The 15,544-nt window shown below is 70.7% G+C and carries 16 protein-coding genes; 6 read left to right on the top strand and 10 right to left on the bottom strand.

The window, feature by feature from the left end:
* Positions 1 to 43: 43 nt before the first annotated feature.
* Complete coding sequence (nusA, locus tag ABD151_RS04650; RefSeq protein WP_343991815.1) at positions 44 to 1,018, bottom strand: transcription termination factor NusA; 975 nt, start codon at positions 1,016 to 1,018, stop codon at positions 44 to 46.
* Positions 1,018 to 1,497, bottom strand: a complete 480-nt coding sequence (rimP, locus tag ABD151_RS04645; RefSeq protein ID WP_343991813.1) for a ribosome maturation factor RimP — start codon at positions 1,495 to 1,497, stop codon at positions 1,018 to 1,020. The genes nusA and rimP overlap by 1 nt, the downstream gene beginning before the upstream one ends.
* A 71-nt stretch (positions 1,498 to 1,568) precedes the next feature.
* Here rimP and ABD151_RS04640 point away from each other — a divergent pair, with 71 nt between their 5' ends.
* From ABD151_RS04640 to ABD151_RS04630, 3 genes are all read left to right on the top strand, one after another.
* Positions 1,569 to 2,075 (top strand): hypothetical protein, encoded by a 507-nt coding sequence (locus ABD151_RS04640; RefSeq protein WP_343991811.1) that lies wholly within the window; start codon positions 1,569 to 1,571, stop codon positions 2,073 to 2,075.
* Positions 2,072 to 2,479, top strand: coding sequence for a DUF4439 domain-containing protein (locus ABD151_RS04635; protein WP_343991810.1), 408 nt, complete (start codon positions 2,072 to 2,074; stop codon positions 2,477 to 2,479). Before ABD151_RS04640 ends, ABD151_RS04635 begins: the two co-directional genes overlap by 4 nt.
* A gap of 266 nt (positions 2,480 to 2,745) precedes the next feature.
* Positions 2,746 to 3,261 (top strand): GNAT family N-acetyltransferase, encoded by a 516-nt coding sequence (locus tag ABD151_RS04630; RefSeq protein ID WP_343991808.1) that lies wholly within the window; start codon positions 2,746 to 2,748, stop codon positions 3,259 to 3,261.
* Between the two features lie 86 nt (positions 3,262 to 3,347).
* Here the strand turns inward: ABD151_RS04630 and ABD151_RS04625 are convergent, their stop codons facing one another.
* Positions 3,348 to 5,126, bottom strand: coding sequence for a proline--tRNA ligase (locus tag ABD151_RS04625; protein WP_343991806.1), 1,779 nt, complete (start codon positions 5,124 to 5,126; stop codon positions 3,348 to 3,350).
* Between the two features lie 26 nt (positions 5,127 to 5,152).
* Positions 5,153 to 5,995 carry a GNAT family N-acetyltransferase gene (locus tag ABD151_RS04620; RefSeq protein WP_343991803.1) on the bottom strand — a complete coding sequence of 281 codons (843 nt, stop codon included), beginning with the start codon at positions 5,993 to 5,995 and terminating at the stop codon, positions 5,153 to 5,155.
* Positions 5,996 to 6,118: 123 nt separating this feature from the next.
* On the opposite strand from ABD151_RS04620, the gene ABD151_RS04615 reads away from it, so the two are divergent.
* Positions 6,119 to 7,012 (top strand): homocysteine S-methyltransferase family protein, encoded by an 894-nt coding sequence (locus ABD151_RS04615; protein ID WP_343991800.1) that lies wholly within the window; start codon positions 6,119 to 6,121, stop codon positions 7,010 to 7,012.
* Positions 7,013 to 7,044: 32 nt separating this feature from the next.
* On the opposite strand, the gene ispG is transcribed toward ABD151_RS04615, so the two are convergent.
* From ispG to ABD151_RS04590, 5 genes are read right to left on the bottom strand one after another with little or no spacing between them, the layout of a single operon-like run.
* Positions 7,045 to 8,196, bottom strand: coding sequence for a flavodoxin-dependent (E)-4-hydroxy-3-methylbut-2-enyl-diphosphate synthase (gene ispG / locus ABD151_RS04610; RefSeq protein WP_343991798.1), 1,152 nt, complete (start codon positions 8,194 to 8,196; stop codon positions 7,045 to 7,047).
* Positions 8,197 to 8,220: 24 nt separating this feature from the next.
* Positions 8,221 to 9,525: a M50 family metallopeptidase gene (locus ABD151_RS04605; protein WP_343991796.1), complete on the bottom strand. Its 1,305-nt coding sequence runs from the start codon at positions 9,523 to 9,525 to the stop codon at positions 8,221 to 8,223.
* Positions 9,522 to 10,625: a 1-deoxy-D-xylulose-5-phosphate reductoisomerase gene (dxr, locus tag ABD151_RS04600; protein WP_343991794.1), complete on the bottom strand. Its 1,104-nt coding sequence runs from the start codon at positions 10,623 to 10,625 to the stop codon at positions 9,522 to 9,524. The genes ABD151_RS04605 and dxr overlap by 4 nt, the downstream gene beginning before the upstream one ends.
* Before the next feature lie 12 nt (positions 10,626 to 10,637).
* Positions 10,638 to 12,056, bottom strand: coding sequence for a M1 family metallopeptidase (locus ABD151_RS04595; protein ID WP_343991792.1), 1,419 nt, complete (start codon positions 12,054 to 12,056; stop codon positions 10,638 to 10,640).
* Positions 12,053 to 12,619, bottom strand: a complete 567-nt coding sequence (locus tag ABD151_RS04590; RefSeq protein ID WP_343991790.1) for an acyl-CoA synthetase family protein — start codon at positions 12,617 to 12,619, stop codon at positions 12,053 to 12,055. Before ABD151_RS04590 ends, ABD151_RS04595 begins: the two co-directional genes overlap by 4 nt.
* Before the next feature lie 163 nt (positions 12,620 to 12,782).
* On the opposite strand from ABD151_RS04590, the gene ABD151_RS04585 reads away from it, so the two are divergent.
* Entirely contained in the window at positions 12,783 to 13,622 is an 840-nt protein-coding gene (locus tag ABD151_RS04585) for a serine protein kinase RIO (RefSeq protein ID WP_343991788.1), read from the top strand.
* A gap of 19 nt (positions 13,623 to 13,641) precedes the next feature.
* Here the strand turns inward: ABD151_RS04585 and ABD151_RS04580 are convergent, their stop codons facing one another.
* A complete protein-coding gene (locus ABD151_RS04580; protein ID WP_343991786.1) occupies positions 13,642 to 14,307 on the bottom strand; it encodes a hydrolase in 666 nt (221 codons plus the stop codon).
* Positions 14,308 to 14,417: 110 nt separating this feature from the next.
* Here ABD151_RS04580 and ABD151_RS04575 point away from each other — a divergent pair, with 110 nt between their 5' ends.
* The gene (locus tag ABD151_RS04575) at positions 14,418 to 15,506 is read left to right on the top strand and encodes a Rossmann fold nucleotide-binding protein (protein WP_343991784.1); all 1,089 of its coding nucleotides are present in this window, start codon (positions 14,418 to 14,420) and stop codon (positions 15,504 to 15,506) included.
* Positions 15,507 to 15,544: the final 38 nt, after the last annotated feature.

Here is a 15,544-nt window from a genome sequence, read left to right as displayed (position 1 = left end):
GCGAGGTATTTCCGAACCGGCCGCGTGCCCCGAGGGGCGACGGCTACTGAGCGGGGGCCTCGTCCGATCGGATGTCGATCCGCCAGCCGGTCAGACGAGCGGCCAAACGGGCGTTCTGCCCCTCCTTGCCGATCGCCAGCGAGAGCTGGAAGTCCGGCACGATGACCCGGGCCGAGCGCTCGGCCAGGGAGATGATCTCCACCGAGTTCACCCGAGCCGGGGAGAGCGCGCTGGCGACCAGGCGCGCCGGGTCCTCGGACCAGTCGACGATGTCGATCTTCTCGTCCTGGAGCTCGGCCATCACGTTGCGCACCCGCTGGCCCATCGGGCCGATGCAGGCACCCTTGGCGTTGACCCCGGGCACCTTGGAGTGCACCGCGATCTTGGTCCGGTGCCCGGCCTCACGCGCGATCGCCGCGATCTCGACGGTGCCGTCGGCGATCTCGGGGACCTCGAGGGCGAAGAGCTTCTTGACCAGGTTCGGGTGAGTGCGCGACAGCGTGATCTGCGGACCGCGCATGCCCTTGCGCACGGAGACGACCATGCACTTGATCCGGGTGCCGTGCTCGTAGTTCTCGCCGGGCACTCGCTCGCCGGCCGGGAGCAACGCCTCGAGCTTGCCGAGGTCGACCATCACGTCGTCGGGGTTGCGGCCCTGCTGGATGATGCCCGAGATGATGTCGCCCTCCTTGCCGGAGAACTCACCGAAGCGCATCTCGTCCTCGGCGTCGCGCAGACGCTGCAGGATCAGCTGCTTGGCAGTGGTGGCAGCGATCCGGCCGAAGCCCTCGGGGGTGTCGTCGTACTCGGTGATGAGCTCACCGGCCTCGTCGACCTCCTGGGCGAAGACGGTCACGTGGCCCGTCTTCTGGTTCAGCTCGACGCGCGCGTGCGACTGGGCGCCCGGCGACTTGTGGTAGGCCGTGAGCAGGGCCTGCTCGATGGCCTCCACGAGCACGGAGAACTTGATCTCCTTCTCCTGCTCGAGCTGGCGAAGGATGCTGAGATCGATGTCCATCAGCTCTGGCCCTTTCTGTTGAACTCAATCTGCACCAATGCCTTGGCGATGTCCGCATAGACGACCCGGGACCGGGTGCCGTCGACGTCGAGCTCCACGCCCTCGTCGTCGGACTCCTGGATGCGACCGGTGACCTCGCCGCCCTCGATCAGGGAAACCTTCACCAGGCGGTCGGCGTTGCGCCGCCAGTGCCGCGGCAGGGTGAGCGGCCGGTCCACGCCCCGGGAGGTGACCTCCAGGGTGTAGGGCTGCTCGCCGAGCGCGTCGGACTCGTCGAGGACCTCGGAGACGACCCGCGTGGCCTCCGCGATGTCGTCGAGGGTGACGCCGCCGTCCTTGTCGCAGGCGACCCGCAGCACGCGGCGCTTGCCGGCCGGGGTGAGCTCGACGGCCTCGATGTCCAGCCCCAGCTCTGCGAGGGGGTCGCTCAGTTCCGCGATCACGCGGTCTCGGGTGGCATCCGCCTTCGGATTGCTCACAGTGACGACCTCCTTTTGCTGTTGTCCGGACCAACCATAGCCAAGGTCGCGCCGGTGGCTAGAGTCAGCGCGTGCCCACTCCCCTCTCCCCCGCTCAGCGAGCCGTCTCGCGACGCTCCGCCCTGGGCGGCATCGGCCTCGCCCTGGCCGGTGTCGGCCTTGCGGGATGCGAGTGGGGACCGGAGGGTGGGACGTCGGACCCGGAGGCTCCCGCGACCGGATCAGCCGACCCGGACGTCGTCCTGGTCGAGGCCGCGATCGCCGATCTGCAGGTCGCCTCGCAGGCCGCCGACGCTGCGGCGGGCACCGGTCGAGCCGCCGCGAGGCGCCTGCGGGACCTGCGCGCCGGCTATGCCGAGCAGCTGCGCATCCTGGGCGCGGAGGCCGCCGCTGCCCCTTCCGCGGCGAGCACCGCCGCTGAGGCCACCGTCGCCGCGGCCTGGCGTCAGGCGCGGACCCTGCAGGGTGCGCTGATCGAGCACGCCGGCACCGCCGTCAGCGGCGAGCTGGCCCGGACCTTCGCCGCGATGGCGGCCGGCGTGGCGCAGGCCATCGCTGCGGACGGAGCGTCGCGATGACCCATCCCCTGCAGCCGGTCCTCGCCGGCGAGCATGCCGCGATGTGGGTGCTCAGCTTCGTCGGCGGCCGAGTCTCGCGCTCGGCCTCCCCGGAGCTCGCCGACGCCGTCACCGCCGCGTACCGGATCCATCGCGGCCGTCGCGACCAGCTCACCCTGCTGATCCGTGACGCCGGCGAGGAGCCGGTAGCTGCCGAGGTCGCCTACCAGGCGCCGTCCGCCCAGACGAGCGAACAGATCCGGGCCGCAGCGCTCGCGATCGAGGTCTCCACGGCCGCGCTGTACGGCGAGGCCATCGCGGCGACCGAAGGGGCGGATCGGTCCTGGGCGGTGCGTGCGCTGCTGGACGCTGCCGTGCGCCAGTTGGGCTTCGGCGGTGTGCCGGAGGCGACTCCCGGCCTCTGAGGCGAGGCCATCCGGATCGTGCATCGGCGAGGACGGCTGTAAATATGCGAAACGGCTGGTGTTGGGGTAGCCCCGAGATCTGCCCCAACACCAACCGTTCGCGAGCCCGTTCTGCACCGGACGTCCCTTATCCTTCCGGAGATTCCTTGCAGTTCCCAGCAGTTTCGGCTGCATGTTCTTGCACTGCAGAAAACTGCAAAAGTTCGCGAAGGGGTCAGACCGATGCTCAGGTGCGGCACGCGGGACGGATCTGATCTCATGGGCCGATGCCGTTGACCACGCCGTCCACCGAACGCTACGACGAGTTCTGCGCGCTCGTCACCGAATTCGACGGGGCCTCGCTCGAGGGCTCCGGGTTCTTCGGCGACAACCAGCCGGTGCTCACCGAGGAGGGCTACCGCGCCTGGGTGAGCACGTTGACCGAGGAGGCGGACCCGAGCACGCCGCCCCTGCCCGGGCGGGTGAAGTGCTCGTACTTCTGGATCACCGACGACGACGGCGCGTGGGTCGGGTTCCTGGCCCTGCGGCGCAGCCTCAACGACTACCTGCGCGAGCAGGGCGGTCACATCGGCTACTCGGTCCGCCCCACTCGGAGGCGCGAGGGCCACGCCGGCGCCGCGCTGCGCGAGGCGCTCGTCGAGGCCGCCGCACTGGGCCTCGACCGGGTGCTGATCACCTGCGACGACGACAACGTCGCCTCCGCCCGGACCATCGAGTCCTGCGGCGGCGTCCAGGAGGACACCCGCCACGGCAAGCGCCGCTACTGGGTCGCTACGCCCTGAAATCGGGATAGTCCCTGACGTTTTCGTGGTTTTGACCCGTGAAAACCACGAAAACGTCAGGGACTATCTCCTACCTCCGGAAGCCGTCAGGGGCGGATCTGCGCCAGGACGGTGCTGACGGCGGCGTCGAGGGGGACGTCGGCGCGGTCGCCGGAGCGGCGGTCCTTGACCTCGACGACGCCGTCGGCGAGGCCCTTGCCGACCACCAGGATGGTGGGCACGCCGATCAGCTCGGCGTCCTTGAACTTCACCCCGGGGCTGATCTTGCCGGCCCGGTCGTCGTAGATGACCGTGGCGCCGGCCGCGGCGAGCTCGCCGGCGATCCGCTCCGCGGCCTCGAAGAGGGCCGGGTCCTTGCCGGCCGCGACGACGTGCACGTCGGCCGGAGCGATCTCGCGGGGCCAGACCAAGCCCAGCTCGTCGTTGTTGCCCTCGGCGATCGCCGCCACCGCGCGCGAGACGCCGATGCCGTAGGAGCCCATGGTCACCGTGACCAGCTTGCCGTTCTCGTCGAGCACCTTGAGGTCGAGCGCCTCGGCGTACTTGCGGCCGAGCTGGAAGATGTGGCCCATCTCGATGCCGCGCGCCGTCTCCAGCACGCCGTCGGCGCAGGCCGGGCAGGCGTCGCCGCCGCGCACCTCGGCAGCCTCGATGGTGCCGTCGCCGTCGAAGTCGCGGCCCGCGACCAGGTCGATCACGTGCTGGCCGGCGACGTTCGCGCCGGTCACCCAGCGGGTGCCGGCGACCACGCGCGGGTCGAGCAGGTAGCGGATCTTGGACGACGACTCCTCGCCCAGGACTCCCGGACCGATGTAGCCCTTGACCAGCTCCGGGTGCTTGGCGAACTCCGCCTCGTCCATCGGCTCGACCTCGATCGGCTCCAGCTGCCCCTCGAGACGCTTCTGGTCGACCTCGCGGTCACCGGGCAGGCCGATCGCCAGCGGCTCCCGGGTGCCGTCGGGGTGCTTGAGCACGACCAGCACGTTCTTCAGGGTGTCGCCGGCCGCCCAGGGCCGGTCGTCGCGGGGGAACTTCTCGTTGAGGTGCGCCACCAGCGAGTCGATGGTCGGGGTGTCCGGGGTCTCCTCGGCGTGCGCGGCCGGCACGCCGGCGGCGTCCTGCGCCTCGGGCGCTCGCACCTGCACCGCCTCGACGTTCGCGGCGTAGTCGCAGTTCGTGCAGCGCACGTAGGTGTCCTCGCCGACGTCGGCGCGGGCCAGGAACTCCTCCGACTTCGAGCCGCCCATCGCCCCCGACGTCGCCTTCACGATGGCGTAGTCGAAGCCGAGCCGGTCGAAGGTGCGGATGTAGGCGGCGCGGTGCGCGGCGTAGGAGGCGTCCAGGCCGGCATCGGTGGTGTCGAAGGAGTAGGAGTCCTTCATGATGAACTCGCGCCCGCGCAGCAGCCCGGCACGCGGACGTGCCTCGTCGCGGTACTTGGTCTGGATCTGGTACAGCATCACCGGAAGGTCCTTGTACGAGGAGTACAGGTCCTTGACGACCAGGGTGAACATCTCTTCGTGGGTCGGGCCGAGCAGGTAGTCGGCACCCTTGCGGTCGGTGAGCCGGAAGAGGGAGTCGCCGTACTCGGTCCACCGGTTGGTCGCCTCGTAGGGCTCGCGGGGCAGCAGCGCCGGGAAGCGCACCTCCTGCGCGCCGATGGAGTCCATCTCCTCGCGGATGATCCGCTCGACGTTGTTGAGCACGCGCAGGCCCAGCGGCAGCCAGGTGTAGCCACCCGGAGCAGAGCGCCGGATGTAGCCGGCGCGGACGAGCAGACGGTGGCTGGGCACCTCGGCGTCGGCAGGGTCCTCCCGGAGCGTGCGGGCGAACAACTGCGACATGCGGAGGATCTGCGAACTCATGGCGCCAAGGCTAACGGCTGCTCGGCTCAGAACATCACGGTGGTGAACCGGGCGCTCTCGGTGAAGCCCACCTTGGCATAGGCGGCACGGGCAGGAAGGTTGAAGTCGTTGACGTACAACGAGACCACCGGCGCGATGGTGGCTCGGACGAGATCGACCACAGCGGCCATCCCGCTGGTCGCCAGGCCCTCTCCGCGCCGGTCCGGCACCACGTAGACGCCCTGGATCTGTGCCGCGCGAGAGGTTGCGCAGGCGACCTCGGCCTTGAAGATCACCCGGCCGTCCTCGATCAGGGAGAACTGCCAGCCGCGCGCCACCAGCTGCGCCACCCGAGCCCGGTAGAGGTCCGCGCCACCGTCCTGCTCCGGGGAGACGCCGACCTCCTCCGTGTACATGGCCACGCAGGCCGGGTAGACCAGGTCGATCTCCTCGCGTCCGGTCGGCACCACCCGCGGATCGCCGGGCACCATCGGGCGGGTCCCGATCTCCAGGTGGGGCTGGCCCCGCCGGATCTCGCGGGCCGGCCCCCACTGCGGCTCGAGGCGCGACCAGAGCTCCTCGACCGGCTCGGCCGGACCCACGATCGTGGCCACCGAGCGGCGCTCGGCGAGCGCCACCGGCAGGTAGGCCTCGACGTCGTCGCCGCCGAAGCCGATCGGCACCAGGTTCGCGCCGACGTGCAGCGCGGAGACCAACTCGCCGCTGATGAAGCGGCCCCACACCTCTCCCCCGAGCCAGCGCGGCTCCAGGGTGGTCAGCCGGGCTCGATGACCAGCGAAGACGTTGACCACCGGGTCGCGATCGACCAGGGACAAGAACGCGGGCAGATCGCTGGGGCCGAGCACCCGCACGGTGGTTGAGGACGACACGGTCAGACCCTAGGCCATCCTCGGCAGGCCCCTTGACGACGCCACCTCGGTGGGTGTGCTCTGGGAGGAGTGCGGCGACCAGTCCTCGCCACGGGGTGGCCGAGCCCGCACCAGGGGGCGGCGATGCCAACCAGATACGTGACCGACGGCGGTCTGGAGACCGACCTGATCTTCCTGCGGGGCCTCGACCTCCCGGAGTTCGCGGCGTTCCCGCTGATCGACTCCGCCGAGGGCCGCGAGGTGCTGCGCTCCTACTACCTGGACTACCTGGACGTCGCCCGGCGAGCGGCGGCCCCGGTGCTGCTGGAGACGCCTACCTGGCGGGCCAACCCCGACCACGGCAGGCTGCTCGGCTACGACGCGTCAGCGCTGGACCGGGTCAATCGCGCCTCGGTCGCGTTCCTGGTCGAGATCGCCCAGGACGCCGGCGACCTGGTGGGCTGGGAGGTCGGCGGCATCCTCGGTCCGCGCGGGGACGGCTACGCCAGCGACGGGCCGGTCGAGCCGGACGACGCCGCCCGCTACCACCTCCCGCAGTTGCGTGCGCTGGCCGAGGCCGGGGCCGGCCGGGCGACGGTGCTCACCCTGACCGAGGTCGGCGAGGCGATCGGGGTCTCCCGGGCCGCGCACGAGGTCGGCATCCCGGTCGCCATCGGCTTCACCGTGGAGACCGACGGCCGGCTGCCCGACGGCACCCCGCTGGCGCGGGCGATCGCCGTCGTCGACGACGCTGCGCCGCCGCGCTACTACCTGATCAACTGCGCCCATCCCCAGCACGTGGCCCGCGGGCTCGACGACGGTGACTGGCGCGAGCGGATCGGCGGCCTGCGCTGCAACGCCTCGACGATGAGCCATGCCGAGCTCGACGCGATGGAGACGCTGGACGACGGCGATCCGGTGCGACTCGCCGCCGACCAGCAACCGCTGCTCGACGCGTTCAGCCAGCTGGAGGTGCTCGGTGGATGCTGCGGCACCGACGCGCGGCACGTCGCCGCCATGTGGGGCGTCACGCGCTGAGCCCCGGGCCACAGCAGGGGTCAGGAGACGGATCAGGAGACGGAGACGCTCGGCTCCGCGCCCTCGACGGGCTCCATGCCCTCGGCGATCCGCATCGCCTCCTCGATCAGGGTCTCCACGATCTTGGACTCCGGCACCGTCTTGATCACCTCGCCCTTGACGAAGATCTGGCCCTTGCCGTTGCCCGAGGCGACGCCGAGGTCCGCCTCGCGCGCCTCACCCGGACCGTTGACGACGCAGCCCATCACGGCGACCCGCAGCGGAACCTCGAGGCCGTCAAGGCCCGCGGTGACCTGCTCGGCCAGGGTGTAGACATCGACCTGGGCCCGGCCGCACGACGGGCAGGAGACGATCTCCAGCCGACGCGGCTTGAGGTTGAGCGACTCCAGGATCTGGATGCCGACCTTGACCTCCTCCACCGGCGGGGCGGAGAGCGAGACCCGGATCGTGTCGCCGATGCCGCGCGAGAGCAGCGCACCGAACGCGGTGGCCGACTTGATGGTGCCCTGGAACGCCGGCCCTGCCTCGGTGACGCCGAGGTGCAGCGGCCAGTCGCCGGCCTCGGCCAGCAGCTCATAGGCGCGGACCATCACGACCGGGTCGTTGTGCTTGACCGAGATCTTGAAGTCACGGAAGCCGTGCTCCTCGAAGAGGCTCGCCTCCCAGATCGCGGACTCGACCAGGGCCTCCGGGGTCGCCTTGCCGTACTTCTCCAGCAGGCGCTTGTCGAGCGAGCCGGCGTTGACGCCGATCCGGATCGAGGTGCCGTGATCGCGCGCAGCGGCGGCGATCTCCTTGACCTGGTCGTCGAACTTCTTGATGTTGCCCGGGTTGACCCGGACCGCCGCACAACCCGCCTCGATCGCCGCGAAGACGTACTTGGGCTGGAAGTGGATGTCCGCGATCACCGGGATCTGCGACTTCTTGGCGATCGCCGGCAGCGCCTCGGCGTCGTCCTGCGACGGGCAGGCCACGCGGACGATGTCGCAGCCCGCCGTGGTGAGCTCGGCGATCTGCTGCAAGGTGGCGTTGACGTCGGAGGTGAGCGTCGTCGTCATCGACTGCACCGAGATCGGGTGGTCGCTGCCCACCCCGACCTTGCCGACCTGGATCTGGCGGGTCTTGCGTCGGGGTGCGAGCACCGGGGGCGGCGTCGCGGGCATGCCGAGGGAGATCGAGGTCATGGCCCCAGTCTACGAGGGCGCTGACTAGCTGTTGATGCTGATCGGCGCGACGACGTCACCGACGATCAGGACCACGCTCATCACCAGGAACGCGCCCGCCACCACATAGGCCACCGGCAGCAGCTTGGCGACGTCCACGTACCCCGGGTCGGGACGCCGCCGCAGCTTGGCCCAGCCGCGACGGACCGCCTCCCACAGCGCGCCGGCGATGTGTCCGCCGTCCAGGGGAAGCAGGGGGACGAAGTTGAACATGCCGATGAAGAAGTTGAAGCCCGCGATCAGCATCAGCAGGAAGACGGCCTTCTCCTGGAAGGGGAACGCCTCGCTGGCCGCGGTCTCACCGGCGATCCGGCCGCCGCCGACCACGCTCATCGGGCCCTCCGGGTCGCGCTCCTCGGCACCGACGATCGCCTGGCCGACGTCGAACACCTTGCGGGGCAGGTCGACCAGCGCCTGCACCGTGTGCACGCTCATCTCGCCCATCTGGCCCACGGTGTAGCCCAGGCCGCCGGTGGTCGGCTCGACCACCGGGTTGACGCCCAGGAAGCCGACCGGCGCGGTGGTGGTGTCCTCCGCGGAGGCGGGGCGCGCGGTGACCAGGGTGTTGGTCTGCAGCGTGACCAGCTCGCCCTCGCGACGCACCACGATCTCGGCCTCGCCGTCGGCGTTGGCGCGGATCAGCGAGGAGAGCTGGCTCCAGTCGTCGATCTCGGTGCCGTTGAAGGAGACGAACTCGTCGCCGTTCTGCAAGCCGGCCTGGGCGGCCGGACTGATCGGGTCGTCGTCGGTGCAGGCGCGCCCGGACTCCTCGTACGGCACCACGCACTCGCTGACGCCGGCCACCTCCGGCAGGGTCTTCGGGTCACCGATGTTGCCGTAGGTGGCGAAGAGGCCGCCGAAGATGACGAAGGCGATCGCGATGTTCACCAGCGGACCGGCGGCCATCACGATGACCTTCTTCCACCAGGTCATCTTGTAGAAGAGGCGGTCGTGATCGGTGTCGCCGACCAGCTCCCACTCGGCCGCGCGGGCATCGGAGACCAGCTGGGTGAGCATGCCGGTGTTGGACTGTCGCAGCTGGCCGTCGCGGTCAGGCGGCAGCATCCCGATGATCTTCACGAAGCCACCGAGCGGGATCGCCTTGAAGCCGTACTCGGTCTCGCCGATCCGCTTCGACCACACCGTCTTGCCGAAGCCGACGAAGAACTGGGTGACCTTGCCGCCGAAGCGCTTGGCCCAGAACATGTGCCCGGCCTCGTGCAGCGCGATCGAGATCACGATCGCGAGGGCGAAGACCACTACGCCCAGCGTGTAGAAGAGCACGCTCATCGGGCCGCCCCCTGGATCAGTCGTTCGGTCTCGTCGCGGGCCCAGGCGTCAGCAGCCAGGACATCGTCGACGGAGAGGTTCGCACTCGAGCCTACGTCGTGCCGCCTGAGGATGTCCTCGATCGTGGCGACGATGCCGGGGAAGGTGAGCCGGCCGTCGTGGAACGCCTCCACGCAGACCTCGTTGGCAGCGTTGTAGACGGTGGGTGCGGTGCCACCGGCGACGCCGGCCTCACGGGCCAGCGCGATCGCGCCGAAGACCTCGTCGTCGAGCGGCTCGAAGCGCCAGTCGGCGGCCTTGGTCCAATCGATCGGGGTCTCCGCGTCGGCGACCCGGTCGGGCCAGGCCAGCCCCATCCCGATCGGCACCAGCATCGTCGGCAGGCCGAGCTGCGCGACCACGGCGCCGTCGACGAACTCCACCATCGAGTGGATGTACTGCTGCGGGTGCACCACGACGTCGATGGCGTCGAACGGCACGTCGAAGAGCAGGTGCGCCTCGATCACCTCCAGCCCCTTGTTGACCAGGGTCGCGGAGTTCGTGGTGATCACCTTGCCCATCGCGAAGTTCGGGTGGGCGAGCGCCTGCTGCGGCGTCACGCCGGCCAGCTGCTCGCGGGTGTAGCCACGGAACGGCCCGCCCGAGGCGGTCAGCACCAGCTTGCGGACCTCGTCGGCGCGGCCCGCGCGCAGGCTCTGCGCGATCGCACTGTGCTCGGAGTCGACCGGCACGATCTGGCCCTCGCGGGCCAGCCGCTTCACCAGCGGCCCGCCGATGATCAGCGACTCCTTGTTCGCCAGGGCCAGGGTGTTGCCGGCCTCCAGCGCTGCCAGCGTCGGGCGCAGGCCCACCGCGCCGGTGATCCCGTTGAGCACCACGTCGCAGGCCATCGAGGCGGCCTCGACCGAGGCCTGCTCGCCCAGCCCGGAGAAGGCCGGGGCGAACTCCGCCACCTGCGCCGCGAACAGCTCGGGGTTCCCACCGCCGGCGGTGAGGCCGACCACCCGGAAGCGACCGGGGTTGGCGCGGACCAGATCGAGGGCCTGGGTGCCGATGGAGCCGGTGGAGCCGAGGATGACGATGTCGCGGGGTGCACTCACCGGCCCATCCTCTCAGGTGGGCGGGAGCAGTCCGTTCTCCACCGACCTGGCGGGGCGACGGTCCGCGCGCAGCCAAGCATCGAAGAAGCCGTCGAGGTCCTCACCCGAGATCGACGCGGCCAACGTCTCGAACTCGGCCACGCTCCCGTGGGAGCGATCGGCGAGCCAGGTGCGCAGGAGCAGCCAGAAGTCCTGCTCCCCCAGCCGTTGTCGCAACGCCGCCACGGCGAGCGAGCCGCGTTGGTAGACCGGGGTGTCGAAGAGCATCCGCGGGCCGGGGTCGCTGATGTCCAGGTGCCAGAAGGAGGCGGCGTCCCACCACCGCCAGCCGCGCTCCAGCATCGCGTTGGACGACGCCAGGTCCAGGCCGTCGCCCCACAGGTCGCCGAAGTAGCTGGCGAAGCCCTCGTTGAGCCAGATGTCGCGCCACTGCCGTACCGCGACCAGGTCGCCGAACCACTGGTGCGCGAGCTCATGGGCCAACAGTCCACCGCCCGCGGAGAAGTCCGCCAGCGCGGGATAGGTGGGCCGGGTCTGGTTCTCCAGCGCGAAGCCGGTGTCCAGGGCGGTGACCAGGCCGCCGGCGTCCACGAACGGGTAGGGACCGAGCCGCCGCTCGAGCCAGGCGATCACCTTCGGCGTCTTGCGCAGGAAGGCCAGCGCCGCCCGGCGCCGGGCCGGCGAGAGCTGCTCGGAGACGGCGTTCACCCACCGCACCCCGCTGCTGGTGCGGCCCCGCTCAAGGGCGAAGTCGCCCGCGGCGAAGAAGGCGAGGTAGGGCGCCATCTCCTCCTTCGCCTGCCACCGCCAGGTGGTCCAGTGCGCGGTGCGCTTGGTGGAGACCAGGCGGCCGTTGGCGATCGCCTGCTTGCCGCGCGGCACCCGGATCGAGATGTCGAAGCGGGCCTTGTCCTGCGGATGGTCGTTGCTGGGGAACCACCAGGCCGCGATCTGCGGCTCGCCCATCGCCACCACCTCGCGCTCATCGCCCAGCCAGGGACGCTCACCCCGCCAGGCGTGCTTGGCAGGCTTGCCCCGGTAGCGGACCACCACCTGAAAGGCGCTGCCTCCGGCCAGCGCCGTGCGCGGGATGACGGTCAGCTCATGCCGGTTGGGCCGGGTGAAGCGTGCCTTCGTGCCGTTCACGCTGACCGATCGCACCGGCAGCACGAAGTCGAGGTTGAAGCGCGACAACGCCTGGGTGGCGCGTGCCCGCACCACGGTGCGCCCGGAGAGCTCGCCCTTGGCCAGCCGCATGGTGTGGGCGATCCGGTAGCTGGAGACGTCGTAGCCGCCATTGCCGTCGCCGGGGAAGTAGGTGTCGCCGAGGCCGGTGCTGCCGGGGCTCGGGGTGACCGGCTGCGCCGAGGCGACGCCCCCGACCAGGAGGGCGCCGACGGTCGCCAACGCCGCCAGGCGCTTCCTGCTCAACGCTCGCTCAGATCGATCGCGACGCCGTCGCGCAGGCTCTGCAGCCAGGTGCCGTAGCGGCTCCGGTCGGTGCCGGCCTCACCGACGGCGACCGGAGCGTCGAGCACATAGGCGATCTGGTCCTCGGCGACCCGGGCACAGCCGGCCGGCTGCGAGCTGCCCGCACGCAGGCCCATCTCCCAGGTGATGTCGCGGACGGGCTCCCGCGGCTCGAGGCCGATCAGCACGGCGGCCTGCGGCTCGTGCGTGCTGAAGTCCAGCTCGACGTCGGTCACCACCAGCGCCGGGCGGTGCTCACCCAACCGATCGCCGTCCAGGCTGACCACGCCGGCGCCCAGGCGCAGGCCCGCCAGCAGGCTCAGCAGCTCGATCATCGGGTCGGCGACCCGCAGCCCGATCAGCGTCTCCGGCTCCACCCCGAGGCCCTTGAAGAGTCCGGCCACCGCGCCGACCTGCTCGAGCAGGTTGGCGTAGTCCAGCGGCCGCTCGATGCCGGTCACCGCCGGCTCGGTCGCAGCGCCGTGGACGACCTTGAGGTCGACGGCGTCGAAGCAGAGATTCATCGACCCTCCAGAAAATCGGTTGCCTGCCTCGTCGTCGCTGCAGCAGGGTTGCCGGTGAAGCGTACGACGTGGCGTCGTGCCCAGTCCGAGAGGAGCCGTGACATGCAGATCACTGTCGCCGGCCTGTCCGCAGACCGTCCCTCTCACCTCTGGAGCACCACCCGTGTCACACGACGAGATCAACCCTGACTTCATCTTCGACTTCCACGCACTCGACGACATCGACCCCACCACCCAGCGCTGGTCCACCTGGCTCTCGGTCGAGCCGCTGTCGCGCGGTCCTGAGCCCCGCCCCGCCTGGGTGGTCACCTCGCAGGCGGCGATCGACACCGAGCTCGGCATCCTCAAGACCGGCAAGGAGGCGGAGGTCCACCTGCTCGAGCGCGCCGTCCCCGGCGCCGAGTCGGTGGTGATGGCCGCCAAGCGGTACCGCACTCGCGAGCACTCGGCGTTCCACCGCAGCGCCGCCTACACCGAGGGCTGGTCGACGCGCCGCTCCCGCGATGCCCGGGCGATCAAGGCCGGCAGCACCTACGGCCGCGAGATCGCGGCGGTGCAGTGGGCGACGGCCGAATGGCAGGCCCTCAACCGGCTCTGGCTGGCGGGGGTCCCGGTGCCGTACCCGGTCCAGATCGACGGCACCGAGATCCTGATGGAGTTCATCGAGCACGACGGCTCACCGGCACCTCGACTGGCCGCGACCCGTCCCACGCCCGAGCTCCTGCGGGACTGGTTCGAGCAGTTGCGGGCGGCGCTGATCGCCCTGGCCCGCGACGGCGTCGCCCACGGCGACCTGTCGCCGTACAACATCCTGGCCGCGGGTGAGCGCCTGGTGATCATCGACCTGCCGCAGGCCGTCGATCTGGCCGGCAACCTCAACGGGTTCGACTTCCTGCACCGCGACTGCCGCAACCTCTGCACCTGGTTCGCCCGGCGCGGCCTCGATCCCGCAGTCGCGGACGCCGATGCGCTCTTCGCCGAGGTGGCTGCTCAGTGCTGGTGAGCGAGCTGGCAGCGGCTGGTCACTCCCCCACCGACGGCAGGGTCCTCGCCTCGGCGAGCCCGAGCGAGCGCGCGGTGGTGAAGTACCAGTTGAAGATGGTGCGGAAGCCGTCGGCGTCGTCGCGCTTCCAGTTGCGCATCAGCTCGCAGCCGAACGCGATGGCGGTGACCGGCTGCGCACCCGCCTGGATCATCCGGTCGAAGGCCCGGTCGTGAGTGACCGGACTGACACCGCCCACGGCGTCCGCGACGGGGAAGACCTGATAGCCCTCACGCAGCAGGTCGAGCGTGGGGAACGCGAGGCACACCTCGGTCCACAGGCCCCCGATCACGACGCGGCGACGTCCGGTGCTCTCGATGGCGGCCCGGAAGTCGGCGTCCTCCCAGGCGTTGACACCGGTGCGGTCGATCTCGGTGACGCCGGGGAGCTCGGCCATGATCTCGGGGACGGTGCCCTCGTTGACACCCATGTCGACGGCCACCGTCGAGACCACGATCGGGATGTCGTAGGCAGCAGCGAGCTTGGCAAGGGTGACCGCGCCCAGATTGATCTGCTCGCGCGTCGCCGAGGTCACCGTGGCGTACTGGCCGGGCTGGTAGTCGATCAAGGCGATCACGCAGTTCTGGGGTGTGAGCAGCGGATCGGAGAGCGGGTCGCGGACGGGTTCGGGTGAGAGCTTGGGCATGACTCATCGTCTCTCCGGGCCCGGCCGTTGTCGACGCCGGGGCGCGGCTCCCGGCGTCGACCCGTCACCGGCCCGGTGCCAGCCACGTCAGGCCCGCTAACGTCTGCGCCATGCGTGCGCGTCGTGGCCAAGTGGTGGAGATCGGGTCGCTGGCGGAGTTCGACCGTCGGCTGGGCCTCGGGGTGAGCGCGATGTCGGGCTGGCAGTTGCGGAGCGTCGATCTCTCCCAGCGCTCGGCGGCCCTGCGCCGGTGCGCGGTGGCCGGGGCCCTCTTCCTCGGCTGCCGCTTCGCCCCCGGCGACGAGCAGTCGGTGCGGTCCCGGGGCGCCATCGTCTTTCCGGAGGTGCCCGGCTCCCCCGTCGACACCTACCGCTCGATGCTCTACACCCCGCACGACCTGTACGACTCGGCCGACTATCACCACACCTTCGATGCCCGCGCCTACGCCTGGACCCGCGCGCACCAGGATCGCGAGGCCGCTCTCGCCACCACCCTGCACGACCTCGCGATCGACGAGGCGCTGGCGAACTGGACGTTGGGACGTGAGCTGGTCGGCGTGATGGGCGGGCACGCAGCGGTGCGCGGCGAGGCCGGCTACGCCGACGCTGCGCGGCTCGGCAGGCTGCTCACCCGCGGCGGGGCGACGGTGGCGACCGGCGGCGGCCCGGGGGCGATGGAGGCTGCCAACCTGGGCGCCTGGCTGGCGCACCGCAGTGAGGCCGAGTTGGAGCGTGCCGTCGCCGACCTGGCGACGGTGCCGACCTTCCGGCCCGACATCGGAGCGTGGGCGCGGGTCGCCTTCGAGGTGCTCGGCGAGTTCCCCGACGGCCAGGAGTCGTTGGGCATCCCGACCTGGCACTACGGGCACGAGCCGCCGAACCCCTTCGCCACCGCCGTCGCGAAGTACTTCAAGAACTCGATCCGCGAGGCGATCCTGCTGCAGATCTGCACCCGCGGCATCGTCTTCCTGCCGGGCGCCGCGGGAACCGTGCAGGAGGTCTTCCAGGATGCCTGCGAGAACTACTACGCCGACGAGTCGTCGGTGGCGAAGATGGTCCTGGTCGGCGTCCAGCACTGGACCCGGACCGTCCCGGCCTGGCCGTTGCTGACCAGCCTGGCGCGGGGCCGGGCGATGGAGGGCCAGGTCCATCTCGTCGACACCCTCGACGAGGCCGCCGCCCTGGTCTGCCCGATCTGACTCCTCAGTGAGTGAGAGCCTGCCGCACCGGCGGCGTC

The organism is Nocardioides dubius (assembly GCF_039528155.1).
In the GTDB taxonomy this organism is placed as follows: domain Bacteria; phylum Actinomycetota; class Actinomycetes; order Propionibacteriales; family Nocardioidaceae; genus Nocardioides; species Nocardioides dubius.
This window is presented reverse-complemented; position numbering and strand designations above follow the sequence as displayed.